This is a genomic window from Streptomyces sp. MAR4 CNX-425 (assembly GCF_048656465.1).
Lineage (GTDB): Bacteria > Actinomycetota > Actinomycetes > Streptomycetales > Streptomycetaceae > Streptomyces.
Genome location: NZ_JBMDLF010000008.1, coordinates 19,898 through 42,588 on the forward strand (window position 1 = coordinate 19,898; position 22,691 = coordinate 42,588).

At 76.2% G+C, this 22,691-nt stretch carries 19 protein-coding genes and 1 pseudogene; 15 read left to right on the forward strand and 5 right to left on the reverse strand.

Annotated elements, in window-relative coordinates; translation table 11 throughout:
* Positions 1–60 precede the first annotated feature (60 nt).
* From ACHZ99_RS22005 to ACHZ99_RS22045, 9 genes are all read left to right on the forward strand, one after another.
* Positions 61–1,044 (forward strand): membrane dipeptidase, encoded by a 984-nt coding sequence (locus ACHZ99_RS22005; RefSeq protein WP_420306416.1) that lies wholly within the window; start codon positions 61–63, stop codon positions 1,042–1,044.
* A 50-nt stretch (positions 1,045–1,094) separates the two neighbouring features.
* Positions 1,095–2,864 (forward strand): phytoene desaturase family protein, encoded by a 1,770-nt coding sequence (locus tag ACHZ99_RS22010; protein ID WP_420306417.1) that lies wholly within the window; start codon positions 1,095–1,097, stop codon positions 2,862–2,864.
* On the forward strand, positions 2,861–4,543 hold the full coding sequence (locus ACHZ99_RS22015; protein WP_420306418.1) for an ABC transporter substrate-binding protein: 1,683 nt from the start codon (positions 2,861–2,863) through the stop codon (positions 4,541–4,543). Before ACHZ99_RS22010 ends, ACHZ99_RS22015 begins: the two co-directional genes overlap by 4 nt.
* Positions 4,544–4,605: 62 nt before the next feature.
* A complete protein-coding gene (locus ACHZ99_RS22020; RefSeq protein WP_420306419.1) occupies positions 4,606–5,706 on the forward strand; it encodes an ABC transporter permease in 1,101 nt (366 codons plus the stop codon).
* Entirely contained in the window at positions 5,700–6,647 is a 948-nt protein-coding gene (locus ACHZ99_RS22025; protein ID WP_420306420.1) for an ABC transporter permease, read from the forward strand. Before ACHZ99_RS22020 ends, ACHZ99_RS22025 begins: the two co-directional genes overlap by 7 nt.
* A 15-nt stretch (positions 6,648–6,662) precedes the next feature.
* Complete coding sequence (locus tag ACHZ99_RS22030) at positions 6,663–7,682, forward strand: ABC transporter ATP-binding protein (protein WP_420306421.1); 1,020 nt, start codon at positions 6,663–6,665, stop codon at positions 7,680–7,682.
* Positions 7,679–8,731, forward strand: a complete 1,053-nt coding sequence (locus ACHZ99_RS22035; RefSeq protein WP_420306422.1) for an oligopeptide/dipeptide ABC transporter ATP-binding protein — start codon at positions 7,679–7,681, stop codon at positions 8,729–8,731. The genes ACHZ99_RS22030 and ACHZ99_RS22035 overlap by 4 nt, the downstream gene beginning before the upstream one ends.
* Positions 8,728–10,215 (forward strand): aldehyde dehydrogenase family protein, encoded by a 1,488-nt coding sequence (locus ACHZ99_RS22040; RefSeq protein ID WP_420306423.1) that lies wholly within the window; start codon positions 8,728–8,730, stop codon positions 10,213–10,215. The genes ACHZ99_RS22035 and ACHZ99_RS22040 overlap by 4 nt, the downstream gene beginning before the upstream one ends.
* A 41-nt stretch (positions 10,216–10,256) precedes the next feature.
* Complete coding sequence (locus tag ACHZ99_RS22045; protein ID WP_420306425.1) at positions 10,257–10,547, forward strand: muconolactone Delta-isomerase; 291 nt, start codon at positions 10,257–10,259, stop codon at positions 10,545–10,547.
* 276 nt (positions 10,548–10,823) lie between these two features.
* Here the strand turns inward: ACHZ99_RS22045 and ACHZ99_RS22050 are convergent, their stop codons facing one another.
* The 3 genes from ACHZ99_RS22050 to ACHZ99_RS22060 form a co-directional block, all read right to left on the reverse strand.
* A complete protein-coding gene (locus ACHZ99_RS22050) occupies positions 10,824–11,255 on the reverse strand; it encodes a hypothetical protein (protein ID WP_420306426.1) in 432 nt (143 codons plus the stop codon).
* A gap of 87 nt (positions 11,256–11,342) precedes the next feature.
* Positions 11,343–13,811 carry an FtsX-like permease family protein gene (locus tag ACHZ99_RS22055; RefSeq protein WP_420306710.1) on the reverse strand — a complete coding sequence of 823 codons (2,469 nt, stop codon included), beginning with the start codon at positions 13,809–13,811 and terminating at the stop codon, positions 11,343–11,345.
* Positions 13,812–13,825: 14 nt separating this feature from the next.
* Positions 13,826–14,716, reverse strand: coding sequence for an ABC transporter ATP-binding protein (locus ACHZ99_RS22060; protein WP_420306427.1), 891 nt, complete (start codon positions 14,714–14,716; stop codon positions 13,826–13,828).
* Between the two features lie 209 nt (positions 14,717–14,925).
* On the opposite strand from ACHZ99_RS22060, the gene ACHZ99_RS22065 reads away from it, so the two are divergent.
* From ACHZ99_RS22065 to ACHZ99_RS22090, 6 genes and pseudogenes are all read left to right on the forward strand, one after another.
* Positions 14,926–16,626 carry a sensor histidine kinase gene (locus ACHZ99_RS22065; protein WP_420306428.1) on the forward strand — a complete coding sequence of 567 codons (1,701 nt, stop codon included), beginning with the start codon at positions 14,926–14,928 and terminating at the stop codon, positions 16,624–16,626.
* 52 nt (positions 16,627–16,678) lie between these two features.
* Positions 16,679–17,137, forward strand: a complete 459-nt coding sequence (locus ACHZ99_RS22070; protein WP_420306429.1) for an RrF2 family transcriptional regulator — start codon at positions 16,679–16,681, stop codon at positions 17,135–17,137.
* Positions 17,138–17,189: 52 nt separating this feature from the next.
* Positions 17,190–18,449, forward strand: a complete 1,260-nt coding sequence (locus ACHZ99_RS22075) for a hypothetical protein (RefSeq protein WP_420306430.1) — start codon at positions 17,190–17,192, stop codon at positions 18,447–18,449.
* Positions 18,446–18,620 (forward strand): annotated as a pseudogene (locus ACHZ99_RS22080) (Uma2 family endonuclease); the annotation flags it as partial. The gene ACHZ99_RS22075 and the pseudogene ACHZ99_RS22080, both read left to right, overlap by 4 nt.
* A 169-nt stretch (positions 18,621–18,789) precedes the next feature.
* Positions 18,790–19,635, forward strand: a complete 846-nt coding sequence (locus tag ACHZ99_RS22085) for an ABC transporter ATP-binding protein (protein ID WP_420306431.1) — start codon at positions 18,790–18,792, stop codon at positions 19,633–19,635.
* Between the two features lie 4 nt (positions 19,636–19,639).
* Entirely contained in the window at positions 19,640–20,974 is a 1,335-nt protein-coding gene (locus ACHZ99_RS22090; RefSeq protein WP_420306432.1) for an FtsX-like permease family protein, read from the forward strand.
* A gap of 108 nt (positions 20,975–21,082) precedes the next feature.
* On the opposite strand, the gene ACHZ99_RS22095 is transcribed toward ACHZ99_RS22090, so the two are convergent.
* Positions 21,083–21,832 (reverse strand): MerR family transcriptional regulator, encoded by a 750-nt coding sequence (locus ACHZ99_RS22095; RefSeq protein WP_420306433.1) that lies wholly within the window; start codon positions 21,830–21,832, stop codon positions 21,083–21,085.
* A 42-nt stretch (positions 21,833–21,874) separates the two neighbouring features.
* Positions 21,875–22,651, reverse strand: coding sequence for a PIG-L deacetylase family protein (locus tag ACHZ99_RS22100; protein ID WP_420306434.1), 777 nt, complete (start codon positions 22,649–22,651; stop codon positions 21,875–21,877).
* Positions 22,652–22,691: the final 40 nt, after the last annotated feature.

Here is a 22,691-nt window from a genome sequence, read left to right on the forward strand (position 1 = left end):
GCCCCGGCCGCCCGCCGCGCCCCGCACCACCACCCCACCGCACCGCAGAGGAACAGGACCGTGCTCGTAGACGCCCTGCAGTTCAACAAGCCCGCCCGCGAACGCTTCGAGGAGTGGCGCGCCGCCGGGCTCACCGCCGTGCACGTCACCGTGGCCATCTGGGAGGACTCCACCGAGACGATGCGCGAGGTCGGACGCTGGCAGCGGCACCTCGCCGAGCACGCCGACCTGCTCGCCGAGGGCCGCACCGCCGGCGACATCCGCGCCGCGGACCGCGACGGCCGCACCGCGGTCGTGCTCGGCTTCCAGAACAGCAGCCCGTTCGAGGACGACCTCGACCTCGTCGGCGCGTTCCACCAGGCCGGGGTGCGGATCGCCCAGCTCACGTACAACACCCAGAACTCCGCCGGGGCCGGCTGCTGGGAGGCGGACAACGCCGGGCTCTCGCGCACGTACGGCGTGAACCTCATCAAGGAGATGAACCGCGTCGGGATGCTCGTCGACATCTCGCACTGCAACGAGCGGACCTCGCTGGAGGCGATCGAGACCTCCGGCCGGCCCGTCATGATCACGCACGCCAACCCGCGCGCGTTCGTCGGCGAGGACGTCGAACTCGCCTTCCGCAACAAGTCCGACACCGTGCTGAAGGAGTCGGCGCGGCAGGGCGGCGTCGTGGGCCTGAGCATGTACCCGCGGCTGGCGCCGAACGGCCAGGCGTGCACCGTCGCCGACTTCTGCGACATGGTCGCGTACACCGCGGAGCTGATCGGCGTCGAGCACGTCGGCCTCGCCTCCGACTACTACGCCGGCCAGGGCGACGAGGAGCTCCACTGGTGGCGCCAGGGGCGCTGGAGCCGCACGCCCATGGTGCCGATCTCCGGCCAGGTCGACTTCCCCGAGTGGTTCGCCGCGGGCAGCGGCTACGCCGAGGTGCTCGCGGAGCTGCGCCGCCGCGGGTTCGCCGAGCACGAGGTGGAGCTGATCGCGGGCGGCAACTGGGTCCGGGCCTTCGACGAGGGCTTCCGGCCGGGCCCGCGGGGCTGACGGCGGCCGGTACCGACGAGCCGGGACGGACGGAGAGGACGTGGTGCGCCATGAGGCGTCTTGACGCGGTCGTCGTGGGCGGCGGCCACAACGGGCTGGTCACCGCCGCCTACCTGGGCCGGGCGGGGCTGCGCGTCGCGGTGGTCGAGGCGCGCGACCGGCTCGGCGGGCCGTGCGGGGCGTACGAGTTCCTCCCCGGCCGGACCCTGTCGTTCACCAACTCGCCCGGCTCCCTCAACCCCGCGGTGGTCCGGGAGCTGCGGCTGGCGGACCACGGTCTGCGGTTCGTACGGGCCGACCCCACCGTCGTGCACCGCTTCGCCGACCGCAGCTTCGTCGGCTGGCGCGACCAGGCCCGCGTCGACGCCCAGCTCGACGCCCTCGCCCCCGGCGAGGCCCGCCGCTACCGCGAGCTGATCGCCGGCCTGGACCGGCTCGGCGCCGCCCTCGGCGTCTCGCTCGACGCGCCGCCGCCGGCCCTGGACGAGCTGCGCGGCCGGCTCTCGGACCCGGAGGACCTGAAGCTCTACGACGCCGTCTTCGACGGCAGCCTCGCCGGGCTGCTGGGCGAGCGGCTGCGCTCCGAGCAGGTCGGGGGACTGCTCGGCATGCTGGCCCTCAACGCCCAGCTCGTCCCGCCGTCGGCGCCGGGCACCGCGATCGGGCTGATGATGCGCCCCTTCGCCCGCGCGACGGCGGCGGGACCCGGCGGGGCCGGCGGCCCCGGGGACGCCGAGCGGGTGGCGCTGCGCGGCTCCACCGGGCTGCCGGTCGGCTCCATGAGCGCCATCGTCGACGCGCTCGAAGCGAGCTGCCGCGCGTACGGCGTCGCGCTCCACACCGGCACGCCCGTGGCCCGCATCCTGTACGACGACGACAGCGCCGGCGGTGCCGGCGGCGGCGTGCGCGGCGTACTCACCGCGTCCGGCGAGGAGTTCGCCGCCGACCGCGTCGTCGCGGCGGTCAACCCCGTCCACCTCTTCCGCGACCTCCTCGACGACGGCGCGCTGGGCGCCGGCATCCGCGCGGACGTGGCGGCGCGGCGGATGCGCGGCTCGGCGTTCAAGCTGGTGCTGGAGGTCGACTCGCTGCCCCCGTACGCCGGTCTGCCGCCCGGCACCGACCCGGACGCGGCGCGCGCCTGCCAGTTCCGCTTCGGCGACTCCCTCGGCCACATCGGGGAGTCCGTCACCGCCGCCCTGGCGGGGCGGACGTCCGAGCGCCCGCTGATGTGGGGCCTCGTCCCCACCCTCACCTCGCCCGGCCTCACCCCCGGGGACACCCACCTCGTCAGCGTCAACGCCTGGCACGCGCCGTACGCGCCCGAGGACGGCGGCGGCTGGGACGCGGGGCGGGTCGAGGCGTTCGGCCGCCGCTGCGTGGCGGTGCTGGAGGAGCTGATGCCGGGCCTCGCCGACCGGATCACCGACCACCGCTTCATGGGCCCCGTCGAGATCGAGCGCGAACTCGGCCTGGCCGAGAGCAACATCACGCACGGCGACATGCTGCCCGCCGGCCTCTTCGGCGCCCGCCCCCACCCCGCCGTCGCCGGCTACCGCACCCCGCTGCGCGGCTTCTACCTCTCCGGCGCCGGCACCTGGCCCGGCGGCTACGTCACCGGCACCCCGGGCCGCAACGCGGCCCGCGCCGTGCTGACCGACCTGCGCGCGGCCGCGGGCGCCGGGGCCCCGGGCGCGGGCCCCGGCGGCGCCCCGGACAGCGACGGGGGCGCCGGCGCGGGCCGTGGCGCGGGCACGGGCGACGGCCTGCGTCACCCGCGGCACCACCCATCCGACGACGAGCAAAGGCGACCGGCATGAGGCTCACCCACCGCCCCCGTGCGTCCCGTCCGACCCGCGCATCCCGCACCCCCCGCACCGCACGCGCCCCCCGCAGGGGAGCGCGCGCCGCCGTCGGCTGCGCCCTCGCCGCCGCCCTGCTCCTCGCCGGCTGCGGCGCCAACCCCTCCTTCGGCCGGGACTCCGGCACCCTGGTCATCGGCGCCGAGGGCGAGATACCCCCGCTCGACCCGCACCGCATGTCCGGCACCGTGGGCCTGCGCGTCATCGACGCCCTCTACGACCCCCTCATCCGCGAGGACCTCGGCGCCCGTACGGACCGCGCACCCGCGCTCCGCCCCGGGCTCGCGACGTCCTGGAAGCCCGCCCCGGACGCCCGCGGCTACACCCTCGAACTGCGCCGGGGCGTCACCTTCGCCGACGGCGCCCGCCTCGACGCCGACGCCGTCAAGCTGAACTTCGACCGGATCATGGACGAGGACTCCCCGGTCCACGACGCCACCGCCGCCGGGAACATGACGTTCCTGACCCGCTGGATCGAGCGCGTCGAGGTCACCGGCCCGTACCGGCTGACGCTGCGGCTCTCCGAGCCGTACGCGGGGCTCCCGCGGCTGCTCACCGACCGGCGCATGTCGATCGTCAGCCCCCGGGCGCTGACCGGCCTGAAGCCCGACGACATCGGCCTGCACCCGGCCGGCACCGGCCCGTTCACGCAGGAGGCCGCCGACCACGGCCGCCGCATCACCCTGGAGCGCAACGCCGGCTACTGGGGCGGCAGGCCGCGCACGGAGACGATCGTCGTCGAGTCCGTCACCGACCCCACCACCCTCGCCATCGCCGCCGAGACGGGCGAGGTGGACGCCATCCTCAGCGCCGGCGCCCAGCAGGTGCACCAGCTCACCCACGACGAGGCGATGCGGGTGCAGTACCCCGACGCGGCGAACCAGTACTTCCTGCGGCTCAACACCCGTATCGCCCCCACCGACGACCCGGAGTTCCGGCAGGCGCTCAACCACGCCGTCGACCGCGAGGCGATCGCCACCCTCACCCAGGGCCAGGTCGCGCCCTCCTCCGGCCCGCTGCCGCGCGGGAACGAGGCGTACGACGAGCGGGCCGCGGCGGGGAACGACGGCTCCGCCTACCGGTACGACCCGGAGCGCGCCCGGCAGCTCATCCGCGAGAGCGGCGTCGAGACGCCCGTACGCCTCACCCTCCTCGCCCCCGACAGCGGCCCGGGCTTCTCGCAGTCGACCGAGATCATGGCGCTGCTGGAGCAGGACCTCAAGGCGGTCGGGGTGGCGCTGGACGTGCGCTACCTGGAGTTCGCGTCCCTGGTGGCCGAGGAGGGCAACGGCTACGACGACCGCACCCACGGCTCGTTCAACGGCTGGACGACCGGCGCCGACGCCGCCGACTTCCTGGAGCGGATGTTCAGCGGCCAGGCCCACCCGCCGGAGGGCGTCAACCGGGGCTGGTACGCGAACGACGACGTCGACGCGCTGTTCGGCCGGGCCCGGGGCGAGCCCGACGACGCCCGCCGCATGCGGCTCTACCGGCGGGCCGCCGACCGGATCGCGGCCGACGCCCCCTGGGTCTTCCTCTACCAGGACCGGCTGCCCCGGCTGCTCGCCGACGAGGTCCGCGGCGTGGCGGCCGCGGCCTCGGTCTACGTCGACTACACCACCATCCGCCGCCGGTGAGGGACGGGAGAGGTGAGACAGGTGCCGAGACACGTGTGGAGAGAAGCGAGGGGAGCACAGCCATGAAGGCCACCGCGGCAGCACCACCCGGAGGCGCCGGCGCGGCGTCCGCCGCCCGCCCGCGGGCGCGGGCGCGGGCCGGTGTGCGCGGGCGGCTCGCCCGGCTCTCCGCCGGCAACGCCACCGCGTACCTCGGCGGCGGGATCGTCGCCGCCACCGTCCTCGTCGCGCTCCTGGCGCCCCTTATCGCCCCGCACGACCCGCTGGACACCGACCCCGCGGCCATCGGCCTCGGCCTCTTCAGCGACGGGCACCTGCTGGGCACCGACGAGGTCGGCCGCGACATCCTCAGCAGGCTGATGTACGGGGCCCGGATGGCGCTGCTCGTCGCGATCCTGCCGACGGTCCTCGCGCTGGCCGTCGGCGGCTGCCTCGGCCTGCTCTCCGGCTACGTCGGCGGCTGGGCCGACAGCGTGCTCATGCGGGTCTTCGACGTGATGTTCTCGTTCCCCGGCATCCTGCTGGCGCTGGGCATCGGCGTCGCGCTGGGGCCCAGCACCACGTCGCTGATCGTCGCGGTGGTGGTCGTGACGATCCCCGAGTTCGGCCGGATCGTCCGTGGCAACGTCGTCTCGCTCCGGCAGGAGCAGTACGTCGAGGCCGCCGCCGCCCTCGGCTACGGGCACCGGCGGATCGCGTTCCGCCACATCGCCCCCAACCTGCTCGGCGGCGTGGTCGTCTTCGCCACCCTCCAGACCGGCCGCAACGTCATCCTCGGCGCCAGCCTCGCCTTCCTCGGCCTCGGCGCCCAGCCACCCACCCCCGACTGGGGCCAGATGCTCAGCGGCGGCCGGGCGCTGCTCGTGACCTCGCCGCACGTCGCCACGCTCCCCGGGCTGGCGGTGGTGGTCCTGGCGGTGGGCTTCAACCTCCTCGGCGACGGCGTACGGGACCGGCTCGACCCGCGCTCGCGGCGCTCGCGGGCGGCGCAGGCAGACGACGACGGCGCGGACGGCGGCGCGGCGGACGGCGCCGCGGACGGCGGCGCGGCGTACGGCCCGGCCCGTACCGGCGACGACGCCCCTGCCGACGCCGCCCCTGCCGACGACGCCCGGCCCGGCGAGGCGGCCCGTACCGGCAAGACGGGAGACCCCGCATGCTGACCTTCGTCCTGCGCCGCGCGCTCCAGATGATCCCCGTACTCCTCGGGGTCACCGTCGCCACCTTCGGCCTCGGCCAGATCATCCCCGGCGACCAGGCCACCGCGCTGCTCGGCCCCACCTCCTCCGAGGAGGACCGCCAGGCGCTCCGCGAGGACCTCGGCCTCGACGAGCCCGCCGTCTCGCGCTACTTCACCTACCTCGGCAACCTGTTCAGCGGCGACCTCGGCCGCTCCCTGTCCTTCGGCCGCCCGGTCTCCGAGGTGCTGTCGGAGCGGCTGCTGAACACCCTGCTGCTCTCCGGCACGGCCATCGTCGTCGCCGCGGTGCTCGGCGTGGCCATCGGCACCTGGGCCGCGCAGAAGCCCGGCTCCGTCCGGGACCGCGGGCTGACCGTGGGCGTGCTGTTCCTCAACTCCGTGCCGTCGTTCTGGCTCGGCCTGGTCCTGATCGTCGTGTTCTCGCTCCAGCTGCGGATCCTCCCCGCGACCGGCATGACCTCGATCGCGGGCGGCGGCGCCCTCGACACCGCGGCCCACATGGTGCTGCCCGTCATCACCCTGGCCGCCTGGTCGCTCGCCGTCATCGCCCGCATGACCCGCTCCGCCGTGCTGGAGGTCATCGACAACGACTACGTGCAGACCGCCCGCTCGCGGGGCGTCGGCGAGTTCCACGTCGTCGTCCGGCACGTCCTGCCCAACGCCATGCCGTCGGTCGTCACGGTGATCGGCCTCCAGGCCGGGTTCCTGCTCAGCGGGGCGGTGCTCACCGAGACGGTGTTCTCCTGGCCGGGCGTCGGGCTGGCGCTCCAGCAGGCCATCTCGTCCCGGGACATCCCGCTCGTCCAGGGCGGAATCCTCGTCATCGCCGTCGCCTTCGTGCTGATCAACCTGCTCGTCGACGTGGCGCAGGCGTACTTCAACCCCAAGATCAAGCTCGCGTAGCGGGGAGGCACCACCGTGAACGTGCTCGACGTAGCGCACCTCGAAGTCGCCCACCCGGGCCCCGGCCCCGGCTCCCCGCTGACCACCGTCCGCGACGTCTCCTTCCACGTCGCCCCGGGCGAGTCGCTGGGCGTCGTCGGCGAGTCCGGCAGCGGCAAGAGCCAGACGATGCTGGCGGTCCTGGGCATGCTGGGCCGCAGCGGCGCCCAGGTCTCCGGCCGGGTGACGTTCGACGGCACGGACCTCACCGCGCTGACGCAGAAGCAACTGCGCGCCTACCGCGGCTCCGGCATCGGGCTCGTCTCCCAGGACGCCCTGTCCGCGCTCAACCCCGCCATGACCATCGGCCGGCAGATGGCCGAGCCGCTCGTCCGCTACGACGGCCACAGCCGCCGGTCCGCCGCCGACCGCTGCGCCGAACTGCTCGGGCTCGTCGGCATCCCGGCCGCCCGCGAACGGCTCCGCGCCTACCCGCACCAGCTCTCCGGCGGCATGCGCCAGCGCGTCCTGATCGCGATGGCGATCAGCCGCGAGCCGAAGCTGCTGATCGCCGACGAGCCGACCACCGCCCTCGACGTCTCCGTCCAGTCCCAGGTGCTGCGGCTCATCGACCGGCTGCGCCGGGAGCTGGACATGGCGCTGGTGCTCATCACCCACGACCTCGGCGTCGTCGCCGGCGTCACGGACCGGATCGCGGTGATGTACGGGGGGATGGTCGTCGAGACGGCGCCGACCGCCGCGCTGTTCGACGCCCCCGGCCACCCGTACACGCGGGCGCTGATGCGGTCCGTACCGCGCATGGACCGCCGCCCCGGCGACCGGCTCCCCGCCATCCCCGGCCTCCCGCCGCACCCGGCGGCGCCGCCGCCCGGCTGCGCGTTCCAGCCGCGCTGCGCGCAGGCGCGCGCGGAGTGCGGGGACGGCGTGCCGCCGCTGGCGGAGCCGGAGCCGGCGGCCCCGGGGCCCGCCCGCCACCTCGTGCGCTGCCCGGTCACCGCCCCCGTATCCGCGGCCTCGGAAGGAGCCCGAGCATGACGGCCCAGGACCCCGCCCCGCCCGCCGACCCGCCCGCCGCCGTCGTGACGGACCTGCGGGTGGACTTCCCCGTACGCACCGGGCTGCTGCGGCGGGTCACCGGCACGACCCACGCCGTCGCCGGCGTGTCCTTCACCGTCCCGGCGCGCAGCATCGTCGGCCTCGTCGGCGAGTCGGGCAGCGGCAAGACCACCACCGGGCGGGCGCTGCTCGGCCTGTCACCCGTCACGTCGGGCAGCGTGCGGCTGCACGGCAGGGAGCTGGGCGAGCTGCGCCGCGACCGCACGCTGCCGCGCGTCGCGCAGATCGTCTACCAGGACCCGTACGCCAGCCTCAACCCGCGGATGACGCTGCGCACCATGCTCCGCGAAGTCCTCACCGTGCACCGCACGGTGGCCGCGGGCGGGGTCTCCGGCCGGGTCGCCGAACTCCTCGACCAGGTGGGGCTGCGCGCGCAGCTCGCCGACCGCTACCCGCACGAGCTGTCCGGCGGGCAGCGGCAGCGGGCGGCGATCGCGCGGGCGCTGGCGGTGGAGCCCCGGTTCATCGTCTGCGACGAGGTCGTCTCGGCGCTCGACGTGAGCATCCAGGGGCAGATCCTCAACCTGATCCACGACCTCCGGCGGGAGCGGGACGTCAGCTTCCTGTTCATCTCGCACGACATGGGGGTGGTACGGCACCTCTCGGACCACGTCGTGGTGATGTACGGCGGGAAGGTCATGGAGAGCGCGCCGTGCGACGAGCTGTTCGCGGCACCCCGGCACCCGTACACGCGGGCGCTGCTGCGGGCGGTGCCGGTGCCCGACCCGCGGGCGCGCGACGCCGGCGGCACGGACACCGAGGAGCCGCGGGCCGAACCCCCGGACCCCTCCGCCCCGCCCCCGGGCTGCCGCTTCCAGCGGTCCTGCCCGTTCGCCACCGCCGAGTGCCGGGAGGGCGACGCGCCGCCGCCCGCCGCGGTCTCGGCGGCCGGCCACACCGTGGCCTGCCACCACCACGACACCCCGGCCGTGCGCGCCGCCCTCGCCGAAAGGACCCCCGCACCATGACCCCCGCCGCTCCCGATCCGATGGCCGACTACACCTCCCACACGGAGGGCTCCCGGCGCCCGCCCGCGGGCACCGCCGTGCCGCTGACCGACCCGGCGACCGGCCGCACCTGGGCGCTGGCCGGCCTCGACCCGGACGCGGTCGACGACGCGGTGCGCGGCGCCCGCACCGCGTACGCCGACGGCCCCTGGGGCGGGCTGCCCGCGCACGCCCGCGCCGACCTCCTCCACCGGCTCGGCGAGGTGATCGTCGACCACGCCGACGAACTGGCGCGCCTGGAGACCCTGGCGAACGGCAAGCCGCTCGCCGCCACCCGCGGCGAGGTGCGCGCGCTGGCCCGCTGGTACCGCTACTTCGCCGCCGCGGCCGAGACCCTCGAAGACCGCCACCGCACCCTCGGCGCCACGACCGACGCGCTGATCCGCCACGAGCCGCTGGGCGTCGTCGCCGCCTTCACGCCGTTCAACGGCGCGCTCTCGCTGGGCTCGTGGAAGCTCGCCCCGGCGCTGGCCGCGGGCAACACCGTCGTCCTCAAGCCGCCGCCGCAGGCCCCCGCGTCCTCCGTACGGCTGGCGGAGCTGGCCCTCGACGCCGGGCTGCCGCCGGGCGTCGTCAGCGTCATCGTCGGCGGCGCCGAGGAGGGCGGGCGGCTGGTGGCCCACCCGGACGTCGCGATGGTCACGTTCACCGGCAGCACCGCCGTGGCCCGTACGCTCGGGGCGCGCGCGGCCGGCCTGATGAAGCGCTACGTCTGCGAGGCCGGCGGCAAGTCCGCGCACCTCGTCTTCGCCGACGCCGACCTGGACGCCGCCGTCGCCGCCGCCCGTCAGGGCGCCTTCTCCGCCGCCGGCCAGACGTGCGTGGCGGGCTCCCGGATCCTCGTCCAGCGCGAGGTCTACGACGAGTTCCTGCACCGCTACACGGAGGCGGTCGCCCGGCTGCGCGTGGGCGACCCGGCGGACCCCGCCACGCACGTCGGGCCCGTCGCCTCCGCCGCGCAGCTGGAGCGGATCGAGGGATACGTGGACGACGCGGTCGCCGGCGGCGCCCGCGCCCTGACGGGCGGCCGCCGGGCCCCGGTGGACGCCGACTTCCGGAAGGGCTTCTGGTACGAGCCGACCGTCCTGGCCGACGCCGCCCCCGACGCGGCGGTCTGCCGCGAGGAGGTCTTCGGCCCGGTCGTCACCGTCCACCCCTTCGGCACCGAGGACGAGGCGGTCGCGATCGCCAACTCCGTCGACTACGGCCTGGCCGCCGGCTTCTGGACCCGCGACGCGTCCCGCGCCCACCGCCTGGCCCGCCGCCTCCAGGCCGGCGTGGTCTGGGTGAACACGTACCGGCTGCTGCACTGGAGCGTCCCCTTCGGCGGCTACAAGCAGTCGGGCCTGGGGCGGGAGAACGGCGTCGAGGCGGTTGCCGAGTTCCTGCAGACGAAGTCCGTGGTCACCGAACACGGCACGCCGGCCGACCCGTTCGGCGCCTGAAGCACCTCCCGAACGCCTCCCTACGAGACGAAGGACCCCGGATGGAATTCCTCATCAATATCCGCATCACCTGGCCCGAGGGGATGGACCCGGAACACAAGGACTCCGTCTCCCAGGCCGAACGCCGCCGCGCGGCGGAGCTCGCCGAGGCGGGCCACCTGGTCCGCATGTGGCGGGTCCCGGGCCGCACGGACAACTGGGGCCTGTGGCGGGCGGCGGACCCGACGGAGATGCACGCGATCATCTCGTCGCTGCCGGTGTGGCCGTGGATGGACGTGACGGTGCACGCCCTGGCGGTGCACCCGGTGGACCCGAAGGCGGCCGAGGTGTGAGTCTGCGCCGCGTGCCGGAGCACCCCGGCCGGCGGGGCGCCGCCGCTGGGTGGTGGACATGGGGAGTTCCAGACTGGCGAGGATCGCCGCCTTGGTCCTGCCCACGACGGCGGCCAGGGGCTCGGACGCCATGTCCGGTCACCGCCCTCTGACGAGCAGAGCGCCGTCACCTCCCGGCTCTGAGGAAGGCGAGCCGGTGCCTGCCGTCGACGAGGACGACGCGTTGGAGTGACGTGCTCTCGTCGTGGTCCACGAGTTGGGCGGCGAAGGGCCACATCACGTCTCTCCTCTTCCGCCGGCCGGATCGTCGAGGTCCAGGGTGATTCCGACACCGGAGGTCGAGCGGAACGTCGCGGTCCGTCCCGAGGTCCGGATCTCCGTGAAGGGGTTGGCGTCCGTGAGGAAGACCGCCCAGACCAGGGTGCGGTCGCTCCGCAGCCGGGCGGCGAAGCCTTCGGACCCGTACGATCCCTCGCCGCCCCAGAGCAGGTCCCCGTCGTCCGTCCCGGCCGAGGTCAGGCCGTCGACCTCGGAGGTCCGGCCGGGGTGGGCCGCGACGTAGGCGGCGAGGTCGAAGGGGGCGTGGATCCGCAGCCCGCCCGGGGCCTCCGGGCTCGGGCGGACGGCGTAGGAGGCGCCCGTGGCGAGGTAGAGACCGTCCCGGCAGGGGAGCCGGTAGGCGTTCCACAGTCGGGTGAGCGGCCGCATGCCGTCCATCCTCCTTCCCCCGGGCCCCCGTTGCCAGGCGCCGGCCGCCCCCCGGCGGCCGGCGCCCGCGGCGCCCCGGCGGCCCCGTCACTCCGAGCGCAGCGCCGTCGCCGTGCGGGTGGCCGCCGCCCACGTGGCCGGGAGCAGCGCGCCGGCCGTGGCGATGGCGATGCCGCCGAGGGCCAGGAGGGCGAGGCCGAGGGGGGTGTAGATGTCGACGAGGGCGTCGGGGATGTTGGTGCCGGCGGCGCGGCCCATCTCCGGGACCACGTAGTGGTGCAGGGCCACGCCGAGGGGCACGCCGGCCGCGCCCGCGGCCAGGCCGATGCCGGCGACCGACGTGAGGACCATGGCGACCGTCTGCCGCGGGCTCATCCCGAGGGCCTTGAACACGCCCAGGTCGTGAACCCGTTCGCGGGTGTCGAGGACGACCGTGTTGAGCACGCCCAGGCAGGCCACCGCCACCAGCATCGCCGTGAGCATGGCGATCAGCGCCTGCATGGCGAGGAGCACGGGGGACTCCTCGTCCTCCTCCGGGACGTTCGCCCGGGCGCCCAGCGGCTCCAGTTCGGCGTTGAGCGCCTTGAGGTAGGCGTTCCGGTCGGCGCCCGGGGCCAGGTCCACCGTGTACTGGCCGGCTTCCTGGCCGGGGACGAGGGCGGTGACGGAGGCGTACGCGGTGCGTACGGCCATGCCCTCGTCGCCCAGGTCGAAGACCTCGCCGACGATGCGGAGCCGGGCGGTGCGCTCGCCGTCCTGGAGGGTGACGGTGTCGCCGATGGCGGTGTTCGTGGCCTTGAGGAAGCGGACCGGTGCCACCGCCTCGCCCGGGGCGGTGAACCAGCGGCCGGCGGCGAGGCGGTGGCCGTCGCCGGGGGCCGTGCCGCGGTACGTGACCAGCGGTACGGCGCCCTTCCGGCCCGCGACGGCCACGTCGGTCTCGGCGGTGGCGAAGTAGTCCTCCGTCTCCGGGCGGGCACGGATCGCCGCCGCGATCTCCTCGGCGGCGGCGGACGCGGAGGAGGCGGAGGTGGTGTGGGCGGCCGCGGCGGTGGAGGGGGCCGGCGGCGCGGGGTCCGGTTCCGCGGGGGCGTGCGCGCCCGGGACGGCACCCGGGTCGCCCGGCGCCTCCGGCACGCCCCGGGGCCCCGGCGCCACCGGGCCGCCCGGCCCCATCATGCGGTGGACGACCACGTCCCCCGACGCGTCCGGCGTCCCCTCCTTCTGCACCGCGAGCAGCGACGTCCCCAGCCCCACCGCGAACGTCACCGCCAGCGCCCCGAACGTCACCGCCGCCGCCATCGTCGCCGACCGCGCCGGCCGCGCGAACGGGCCCGCCAGCCCCAGCCCCACCGCCCGCGGCAGTGGCAGCCGCCCCAGCAGGTGCCGTACGCGCCGCCCCCGCGCCGCGCGCGGCGTGCGGCCGACGCTGAGCGCCGCCGTCGTACGGAGCCGGGCGGCGCGCAGCGCCGGGCCCAGCGCCGTCGCCGCGACGAGGAGGAGGACGGCCGCCGGCACCGCGACGTCGATCCAGAGCGGGATGAGGATCCGGCCCGTGCCGTACGCGCTCGCCACCTCGCTCATCATCGGTACGGACAGCGCGTTGCCCACGACCGCGCCCAGCGCCGCCCCGGCCGTCGCCGGGATCGCCGCCTGCGCCACGTACGCCCGGGCGACCTGCGGCGGCGTGAAGCCCAGCGACTTCAGCACCCCGATCCGCCGCGTCGCCGCGCCCACCGCGCCGCTGACGACGATGCTCACGATCAGCACCGACATCGCCAGCCCCAGCAGCGCGAAGGCGACGACGAACGGGATGAAGGCGGCGGTGTTGCCCTCCGCGATCTGCTTGACGTCCAGGTACGACTGCGATCCCGTCAGCGCCCCCGCCGGTACCGCCGCGGCCACCGCCTTCCGCCCGGCCGTGACGCCCGCGCGGGAGCCGGCGTCGTCGAGGCGGTAGAGCATCTGCCGGTCCGGGCGCGGGCCGCCGGGCGCGACCAGCTCGCCGAGCTGCTCCGGTACGACCCATCCGCCCGCGCTCTCGCCCACCGACTCGGCGATCCCGACGACCGTGAGCGTCGGGCCGTCCCGCAGGCCGTCGACGGTGAGCCGGGCGCCGACCACCATGTCCGGGGCCCGCGCGCCCGCCTCGACCACCAACTCGCCGGGCCGCTCCGCCCAGCGGCCGTCCGTGACGTCGACGTCGTCCACCGCCCCGCCGGCGTCCGCCCGCCCGGCCACCGCCAGCGGCGGCGAGACGGCCCCGGCGGGTGCGCCGGCGACGTGCAGGCGCAGCTGGGTGATCGGGTACGGGCCGGCCGCCGCGGCGACGCCCTCGGCGTCGGCGGTGGCGCGCAGCTGCCCGTCCGTGGCCTTCGCCGCGTCGAACTGCCCGGTGAGGTGGGCGCCGTGCTGCCGCGCGAAGGCGTCGTCGAAGGGGGCCCGCGAGGAGACGAGCAGCCCGGTCGCCAGGACGGCGGCGGCGACGGTGAGCAGCGTGGTCAGCACCATCACGGTGGTCTGCACGCGCCGCCGGCCGACCCCGGCGCGCACCACCCGGCCCAGGGCGCTCACCGGGCGGTCCCGCGGCCGTCGCCGGACGTGAAGGACACGCCGGGCGCACCGGGCGCGCTGGGCGAGCCGGACACCCCGTACGCGGCCGGAGCGCCCCCGTCCGCCGCGCTGTCCCGGGCGATCCGCCCGTCCACCAGCTCCACCGTCCGCGTCGCGCACGACTCCGCCAGCGTCAGGTCGTGCGTCACCAGCACGATCGTCTGCCCCTCGGCGTGCAGGTCGCGCAGCAGCTCGCGCACCTCCGCGCCCGACGCGGTGTCCAGCGCGCCCGTGGGCTCGTCGGCGAGCAGCAGCGGCGGGCGGTTCATCAGCGCCCGCGCCACCGCGACGCGCTGCCGCTCGCCGCCGGACAGCCGGCCGGGGTAGGCGCGGGCGTGCCGGTCGATGCCGAGGTACGCCAGCAGCTCGGCGGCCCGGGCGGCGGCGCGGGCCCGGGGCATGCCGGCCAACTGCGCCGGCAGCAGCACGTTGTCGGCGACGGTGAGGTCGTCGAGCAGGTTGAAGAACTGGAAGACCATGCCGACCGACGCCCGCCGGTACTTCGCCGACGCGCTCTCGCTCAGCCCGTCCACGCGCAGGCCGTCGACGGTGACGGTGCCGGTGTTCGGGCGGTCCAGCCCGGCGACCAGGTTGAGCAGCGTCGACTTGCCGCTGCCGGACGGGCCCAGTATGGCGAGCGCCTCTCGTGCGCGCACGGCGAGGGTCAGGTCGTCCAGCGCGGGCGGGCCCTCGTCGTACGTCCTGCTGACGCCGCGCAGGTCGATGAGGACGCCGGCGCCGTGGCCGGCGGCCGTCCCGGGCGCGGTCTCCGGGCCGGTGTCCGGTCCGGCTGCTGGTCCGGCTCCGGCTCCTGGTCCGGCTTCGGCGGTGTGCGGTTCTGCGGCCATGGCCCGGGTTCCTCCCCAGCTCGGCGGTCGGCGTGCGGCCAGACGCTAGGCGCGGCGGCGGGGCGGGCACGTCGGCCGCGGTGCGGAAGGTCCGTACCGCATCCGGCCGACGGCCGGCGGCGTCATCCGCGCGGTGTAGGCGCGGGGCTGACGGGGGGTGGGCCGCGCGGGGGATCCGGCGGCGGGGGGCGGGTTGGCACACTGAACCGGTGACGAGGGCGGGTGCGGGCATCGGTCGGTACGGGCGCGCGGCGGGGCGGGCGGCCGGGCGGCGGGCGCGCGGGTGGTTCGCGCGGTGGCGTACGGACGGGCGTACGGGCGGGCGCGGCGGAGGGACCCGGGGATCGGGCGGCGACGTGCGCACGCCCCCGCGGCTCTCCCGGTGGGCCTGGACCGCCGACATCGCCCTCGCCCTCGTGCTCGCCGTCGGCACCGTCGTCGCCGACCTCGACCGCTCCTTCTACGAGGAGCGCCAGGACGCCCCCCAGAAGGTCGTCCCGGAGCCCGCGCCGCCCGGCCTGCCGCGGCTCCCGGAGCCGCGCGCGCCGGACCCGCCGGACGCCGGGGGACCCGGCGGGGCGTGGTTGCCGGAGCCCGCCCATGACTACCGGCTGCCGGACGTCGTCGAGCACGTGCTGCCGCCGGTGCAGGGCTGGGAGCTGGCGTTCGCGGCGCTGGCCGCCGTGCCGCTGGCGGTACGGCGCCGCTACCCGCTCGCCGCGTGCTGGGTGGTGTTCGGCTCGGCCGTGGCGTTCCACCTGGGCGAGCCGACGCGGGGGGCGACGGCGTTCACGTTCGCCGCCGGGGTGGTCGCGGCGTACAGCGCGGCGATGTACAGCCCGCACCGCAGGAGCGCGCTGGCGAGCGTGGTCGCGGGGGTGCCGCTGTTCGCGGTGTCGGGGGCGGTGCCGGAGCTGAACCGCGGGTTCCAGCCGCTGCTGGTGCTGCTGCCGGTCGGGCTGGCCGCCAACGCGATCCACACCTGGCAGCAGCGCGTGCGCGCCCTTCAGGAGAGGCAGGAGGCGGCGACGCGGCGGGCCGTGGACCAGGAGCGGGCGCGGATCGCGCGCGAGCTGCACGACGTCGTCACGCACAACGTCAGCATGATGACGATCCAGGCCGGTGCCGCCCGCAAGGTGCTGGACACGTCGCCGGAGCAGGCGCGGGAGGCCATGCGCGCGGTGGAGTCCGGCGGGCGGGCGGCGATGGCGGAGCTGCGGCACGTGATGGGGCTGCTGACGATGGCGGCGGCGGCCCGGCCGGAGGGGGCGGCCGGGGCGCCGCCGGACGCCGCGGCCGATCCGGCGGCGGACCCCGTGGCAGGCCGCGCGACGGACGCGGATCCGGGTCCGGCCCGGGGGCCGTACGGCGAGGCCGGCGCGCACCGCGCCGCGGATCCCCCGCCCCACCCGGCGCGCACCCCCGCCGGCGCCCGCACCGGCACCGGCCCCGGCACCGTTCCCGACCCCGCCCTGGCCGTGGACCTCGCCCCTCAGCCCGGCCTCGGTCAACTCGCCGCCCTGGCCGGGCGGGTACGCGACACCGGCGTGCCCGTGGCGCTGTCGGTGACCGGCACCCCCGGGGCCCCGCTGCCGGCGGGCGTCGACCTCGCCGCCTACCGCGTGGTGCAGGAGGGGCTGACCAACGCCGTCAAGCACGCCGCCGGCGCCTCCGTCGCCGTCTCCGTCGCGCACGCGCCCGGCGAACTGCGCGTCGAGGTCACCGACACCGGCGGCCGCCCCGCCGCCCGCGCCGCGGCTGGCGACGGCAGCGGCAGCGGGCTCATCGGCCTGCGCGAACGCCTCGCCGTCTACGGCGGTACGCTCCACGCCGCCCCGCGCCCGCGCGGCGGCTACCGCGTCCGCGCGGTGATACCGCTCCCGGCCGGGCCGCCCGGCACGCACGTGTGACGCGCATGCCCCTGACAGAGCGGAGTGGCGCCATGCAGACATAATGACCGGCATGCGGATCTCGGCACGAGCAGACTACGCGGTGCGCGCGGCACTGGAGCTGGCGGCGGCGAAGGAGGACGCGCCGGTCAAGGCGGAGGCCATCGCGGACGCGCAGGGTATCCCGCACAAGTTCCTGGAGAGCATCCTCGGCGACATGCGCCGCGGCCGGCTCGTGGTCAGCCAGCGCGGCGGCCGTGGCGGCTACCGGCTCGCGGGGCCCGCCGACGAGATCACCATCGCCGACGTCATCCGGGTGGTGGAGGGCCCGCTGGTGTCGGTGCGCGGCGCGCGCCCGCCGGAGCTGTCGTACGTGGGGCCGGCGGAGTCGCTGCTGCCGCTGTGGATCGCGCTGCGCGTGAACGTGCGCAAGATCCTGGGGGAGGTCACGCTCGCGGACGTGGCGTCGGCCCGGATGCCGGGGTACGTACACGAGTTGGCGGAGGACCCCGACGCCTGGACCAACCCCTAGCGGGGCTTGCGCGTCTCCCTTACGGACAGCCGTACCCGACCGGAGGAGAGACGTGGCCGAGAACCGGAGCATCGGCAGGCGGGCGCTGCTCGCGGGCGCGGCGGCGGGCGGGCTGGCCGCGTCGGTCCCGCGGGCGGCGAGCGCCCAGGCACGCCCCGCACGCCCCGCACGCCCCGCACGTTCCCCGCGCCCCGGCCCCCGCGTCAGCGCGCGCCCGCTCGCCAACCCCGACGGCTCGCTGCCCATGACGTTCCTCGCGTACGTCCACCCCGCGGGACCGGCGGTCGGCCGCGCCCTCGGGCCGGACGGCGACGAGGTGCAGGCGGTGTGGCGCGGCGCGCGGGTGCGGCGGCCGCGCGCGCCGCACGCCTCCGGTGCGTACACCCTGCGGGGCGTCAACGGGCACGGCGCGCTGGTCGGTTACCACCACCTGCCGGAGGAGGACCGGACGCACGCCGTCGTCTGGCGCCGCGGCGTGCCCCGCCGCGTGCTGGCCGGCGACGACTACCGCGCGTGGGGCACGCACATCGACGACCGCGGCCGGGTCCTCGTCCGGACCCAGACCGAGTACCAGGCCGACCCCGAACTCCCGCCCCGCGGCGGCCTGTACGTCCTCGGCCCCGCCGCCCCGGTACGCGTCACGCCCCCCGACCCCGAGGCGGTGGGCGCCCGCGGCGCCGCGCTCGGCGCGGGCGGCCACGTCGTCGCCGGCCAGCTGCGCTTCATGGCCTGGTCGCCGGACCCGTTCCTGTGGCACGACGGCACGGTCACGGAGCTGACCCGGCTCACGGGCGCGTACCGCCCGGTGTTCGGCGCGGGCGTCAACGCGCGCGGCCTGGTGGCCGGTTCGGCGGAGGGCGACACGGGGGAGTGGCGCGCGTTCGTCTGGGACGGCGAGCGGCTGACGGACTTCGCGCGCTTCGACGGCGGCGCCAGCAGCGTCCCGCTCGACGGCCGCTTCCTCAACGCCCGCGGCCACGTGATCGGCCGCAGCAACGCCACCGACGGCCCCTTCCGCTGGTCCCCGCACACCGGCCTCACCCCGCTGCCCACCCTCCCGGAAGCCCGCTACGGCACCACCGCCACCGCCCTCAACGACCGCGGCGACGTCGCCGGCCACTGCTTCACGGAGGCGGGGCAGCGCGCGGTCTACTGGCGGCACGGCCGCGTGGTCGACCTGGGGCTCCCGGACGGCGCGGTGGAGAGCGGGGTCAGCTGGCTGACGAACGCCGGCGACGCCCTCGGCACCGCCTCGTTCACCCACCCCGCCGGCGGCACGGTCACCCGCTGCTACCGCTGGACGGTGCACTGACCTCCCTGCCGGGCCGGATGCGCCCGCCCCGCGCGGAGGGGTGGTTCGCGGACGGACCTGGATCACCTCCCGCAGGTGCCACGGCACACCGGGCTGATCGACGGAGCCCTCGTCTTCACGACGGTGCCGCAGCGGTCCCGGCACGGCCGTCCCGTCACCGCGCCCACCGTCCCCCCGACCGCGGGCACCACCCGACCTCCTGCGTGAGGCCGATCCGCCCCGGCAGGGTGTACGTAACACCACCCCGCATTGGGGTCATGCGCCCAGTGCCCGCGCCCGTCACCGTCCGTAGCTTCGAAGTCAGGCACAGGGAGTGCCGGAGAAGCGAGGGGTGAAGACGATGTTCGGACGCAACGAGCGCCGCGCGCCGGCCGCGGGTCCCGACGCCGGCGGCGCGCCGCACGAGGCGCTGCGGCTGGTCAAGGTGACCAAGGTCTACGGCGGCGGGGGCGCCGAGGAGGCGGCCGTCACCGCACTCGACGGGGTGACGCTGAGCCTGCCGGCCGGGTCCTTCACCGCCGTGATGGGGCCCTCCGGCTCCGGGAAGTCGACGCTTTTGCAGTGCGCCGCGGGCCTGGACCGGCCGGACAGCGGCGTGGTGATGGTCGACGGCGCGGAGATGACCGGGGGCAGCGAGACGGAGCTGACGAAGTTCCGGCGGGAGCGGATCGGGTTCGTCTTCCAGCAGTACAACCTGCTGCCCACGCTGAACGTCGCGCAGAACACCGTGCTGCCGCTGAAGCTCGCCGGCCGCCGCGTGGACCGCGGCCGGGTGCGCGAGGTGCTGGCCCGCGTCGGCCTCGCGGACCGGATGCGGCACCGGCCCGACCAGCTCTCCGGCGGCCAGCGGCAGCGCGTCGCCATCGCCCGGGCGCTCGTCGCCGCGCCCAGCGTGGTGTTCGCCGACGAGCCGACCGGCGCGCTCGACACCCGCAGCGCCCGCGACGTGCTGGGCCTGTTGCGGGAGACCGTGCGCGTCGACCGCCGCACCGTGGTGATGGTGACGCACGACCCGGTGGCGGCCTCGTACGCGGACGCGGTCCTGTTTCTGGCCGACGGCCGGCTGGTGGGGCAGCTGAACGCCCCGACCGCCGACGCCGTCGCGGAGCGGATGACCCACCTGGGCGACATGTACGAAGGGGCCGCGGCCCACGAGGGGCGCGACTCCGCGCCGCTGGGGGTCTGAGCCGATGTTCTCGCTGGCCATGCGCTCGATCCGGCAGCGGCCCGGCCGCTTCGCCGCGACGCTCCTGTCCGCGTTCCTGGGCGCGACGATCATCATGATGTTCAACTCGCTGCTCGACACCGCCGGCGCCGACGGCGTCGACGACACCAGCTCGGAGTCGCTGTCCACGGCCGCGATGGTCGTCGGCGGCTACGGCTCGCTGCTGGTGTTCTTCGCCGTCGCCTCCACCCTCACGGTCGCCGTACGGCAGCGCGCCGCCGAGATCGACCTGCTGCGCTCCACCGGCGCCACCCCGGCGCAGATCACCCGGATGATCGTCGGCGAGGCGGCGGTCGTCGGCCTCGCCGGGTCGCTGCTGGCGATCGTGCCCGGCGTGGTCGGCGGGCGGATCCTGCTGGACATGTTCCAGGACAGCGGCCAGGTCGCGGCGGACGTCGACCACGTCTTCGGCACCGTCGCGCTGCTGACCGGGATCGACATCACGCTGCTGGCCTCGGTGGGCGCCGCGTTCCTCGCGGTGCGGCGGGCCACCGGGGCGCGCGGGCGGCGCGCCCCGCGGGCCCGGCTGCGCACCTGGGGCGGCTCCGCCGCGCTGGGGCTGGGCGCGGCGCTGTGCCTGACCGGCTTCGCCATGGGCGACGCGGGCCCGGAGGCCATGGCGCCGCCGGCGTACGGGGCGATCCTGCTGTCGGTGGGCTTCGCGGCCTTCTCGCCGGCGCTGCTGGGCGGGCTGCTGCGGCTGACCGGCGGGCTGCTGACGGCGTTCGGCGGGGGCAGCGGCTACCTGACGGTGCACGGGCTGCGGCAGCGGGCCGCGCAGCTGTCGGGGGTGCTGATGCCGATGGTCCTCTTCGTGGGCATCTCGGTCGCGACGCTGTACATGCAGGCCGTCGAGAACGACCACATCGAGGCCGCCGGGCTGACGCGGTCGGTCGACGACAAGAACCTGGAGACGCTCAACTTCGTGGTCGTCGGGATCATCGCGGTCTTCGCCTGCGTGATGCTGATCAACACGCTGTACGCGGCGACCTCGTACCGCGGCCGGGAGTTCGGCCAGCAGCGGCTGGCGGGCGCGACGCCCGGTCAGGTGCTGGCGGGCGTCGGTCTGGAGGGGCTGCTGCTGACGGTGACCGGGGTGTTGTTCGGGACGGTGGCGGCGGTGGCCGGGATCGTGCCGTTCACCGTGGCGCGTACGGACGACGTCCTGCCGCAGGCCGGGTACGGGATCTGGGCGGCGGTCGCCGGGGTGGCCGTGGCGGCGACGATGGCCACCGCACTGGGCACGGCCCGGCGGGTGCTGCGGACGCCGGCGGTCGAGACGGTCGCGCTGGCGGCGTGAGGGGGCGCGGGGAAGGGCCCGTCGAGGGGATCGACGGGCCCTTCGGCGCGGGTACGGGCGGTCGGGCGGGCCGCGGCCGGTGGGGGCGTACGGCGCGTCCGGGCCCCGCTAGTGCAGGTTCCGCTCCGCGTACACCCGCATCGCGTCCCGTACGAACTCCGCGGTGCCCGCCCCGTGGTCGTCGTAGTTCGCGGTGAACCTCGGGTCGTCCACGTACAGCTGCCCCAGCCCCGCGAACGCCTCCGCCGACGGCTCGCGCCCCTGCCAGCCCACGGCGATCCACTCGTACTGCCGCCGCGTGATCTCCTGCGCCACCGCCCCGTCCGGCGCCTCGCCCGCGGCGTGCGCGGCGGCGAAGTCGGCGGCGATGTCCCGCTGGCGGCGCTGGAAGTCCCGCCGCTGCTCCTCGCTCAGCGCGCGCCACCACCGGTCGCCCCGCTCGTACGCCGCCTTGCCCCAGCGCCGCGTGACCTCCTCCTCGTACCGGGTGTGGTCGAACCCGTCGAGCACCTCGTCCGCCATGAGCGGCTCACCTTCCCTCAGCTTCCGCAACGTGGTCCGCACCGAGGCGATCTGCCGGCCGATGCGCCGCCGCTCCTGCTCCAGCAGCTCCAGGTGCGCGCCGAGCGCCGCCGCCTCGTCACCGTCGTCGAGCACGTCGGCGATGGCGGGGAGGCCGAGGCCGAGTTCGCGGAGCAGCAGGATGCGCTGCAGCCGTACGAGGGCGTGCTCGTCGTAGTAGCGGTAGCCGTTGGCCGCGACCCGGCTGGGGCGGAGCAGCCCCAGCTCGCCGTAGTGGCGCAGGGTGCGGCTGGTGGTGCCCGCGGTGCGCGCGATCTCCTGGATGGACCATTCCATGACGGAAACCGTAGAAGTTGACGCTACGTCAAGGTCAAGCGGTCAGTCCCCGAAGGCGTGCGGCACCAGCTCGAAGCCCACGGCCAGCTCGGCGCCGCCGCGCTCGCCGGTGTCGGAGAGCATCTGGTCGATGAGGTCGCGGGCGTACGCGCGCGGGTCCTCCTCGCCCAGCCCGACGATGTACGCGTGGTGCTCGGCCAGCGACGCCACCGCGCGGTCCCGGGCCGCCCCGGTGACCGCCTCGGCGTGGGTGGGGTACGGGGAGCCGGCGACCGCGGTCCAGCGGACGCCGTCCCACGGTTCGAGCCCCTGCTCCCGCAGCTCGGGGAAGATCCAGCGGTTCCCGGCGTCGCCGACGGCGTCCAGCACGGTGCGGCCGACGGCGCGGTGGTCGGGGGTGTTGCGGGGGGCGCCGGGGCCGGGGAGCCAGGTGTCGTGGTGGTTGAGGGTGACGATCAGCTCGGGGCGGTGCCGGCGGACGGCGGCGGCGAGGTCGCGGCGCAGCGGCAGGCCCTCCTCGACGACGCCGTCGCGGTGGTCGAGGAACTCCAGCGCGGTGACGCCCACGACCGCGGAGCTGGCCCGCTGCTCCGCCTCCCGCACCCGGGCGCACTCCCCGGGCTCCAGGCCGTCGATCCCGGCCTCGCCGCGGGTGACGAGGACGTACGCCACCTCCTTGCCGGCGTCCGTCCACTTCGCCACCGCGGCGGCGGTGCCGTACTCCAGGTCGTCGGGGTGGGCGACGATCGCGAGGGCCCGCCGCCAGTCGTCGGGCAGGGGGGCGAGGGGCGCCGCCGCGGGGTGTGCGCTGTCTGTCATGCCGCCATGGTCACATGACGCGCCGTCATCGCCCCGGCGG

Coding starts and splice junctions, on each gene's coding strand:
- ACHZ99_RS22010 (WP_420306417.1), top strand. CDS start 1,095: ATGAGGCGTCTTGACGCGGTCGTCGTGGGCGGCGGCCACAACGGGCTG.
- ACHZ99_RS22015 (WP_420306418.1), top strand. CDS start 2,861: ATGAGGCTCACCCACCGCCCCCGTGCGTCCCGTCCGACCCGCGCATCC.
- ACHZ99_RS22020 (WP_420306419.1), top strand. CDS start 4,606: ATGAAGGCCACCGCGGCAGCACCACCCGGAGGCGCCGGCGCGGCGTCC.
- ACHZ99_RS22025 (WP_420306420.1), top strand. CDS start 5,700: ATGCTGACCTTCGTCCTGCGCCGCGCGCTCCAGATGATCCCCGTACTC.
- ACHZ99_RS22035 (WP_420306422.1), top strand. CDS start 7,679: ATGACGGCCCAGGACCCCGCCCCGCCCGCCGACCCGCCCGCCGCCGTC.
- ACHZ99_RS22040 (WP_420306423.1), top strand. CDS start 8,728: ATGACCCCCGCCGCTCCCGATCCGATGGCCGACTACACCTCCCACACG.
- ACHZ99_RS22045 (WP_420306425.1), top strand. CDS start 10,257: ATGGAATTCCTCATCAATATCCGCATCACCTGGCCCGAGGGGATGGAC.
- ACHZ99_RS22050 (WP_420306426.1), bottom strand. CDS start 11,255: ATGCGGCCGCTCACCCGACTGTGGAACGCCTACCGGCTCCCCTGCCGG.
- ACHZ99_RS22060 (WP_420306427.1), bottom strand. CDS start 14,716: ATGGCCGCAGAACCGCACACCGCCGAAGCCGGACCAGGAGCCGGAGCC.
- ACHZ99_RS22070 (WP_420306429.1), top strand. CDS start 16,679: ATGCGGATCTCGGCACGAGCAGACTACGCGGTGCGCGCGGCACTGGAG.
- ACHZ99_RS22085 (WP_420306431.1), top strand. CDS start 18,790: ATGTTCGGACGCAACGAGCGCCGCGCGCCGGCCGCGGGTCCCGACGCC.
- ACHZ99_RS22090 (WP_420306432.1), top strand. CDS start 19,640: ATGTTCTCGCTGGCCATGCGCTCGATCCGGCAGCGGCCCGGCCGCTTC.
- ACHZ99_RS22095 (WP_420306433.1), bottom strand. CDS start 21,832: ATGGAATGGTCCATCCAGGAGATCGCGCGCACCGCGGGCACCACCAGC.
- ACHZ99_RS22100 (WP_420306434.1), bottom strand. CDS start 22,651: ATGACAGACAGCGCACACCCCGCGGCGGCGCCCCTCGCCCCCCTGCCC.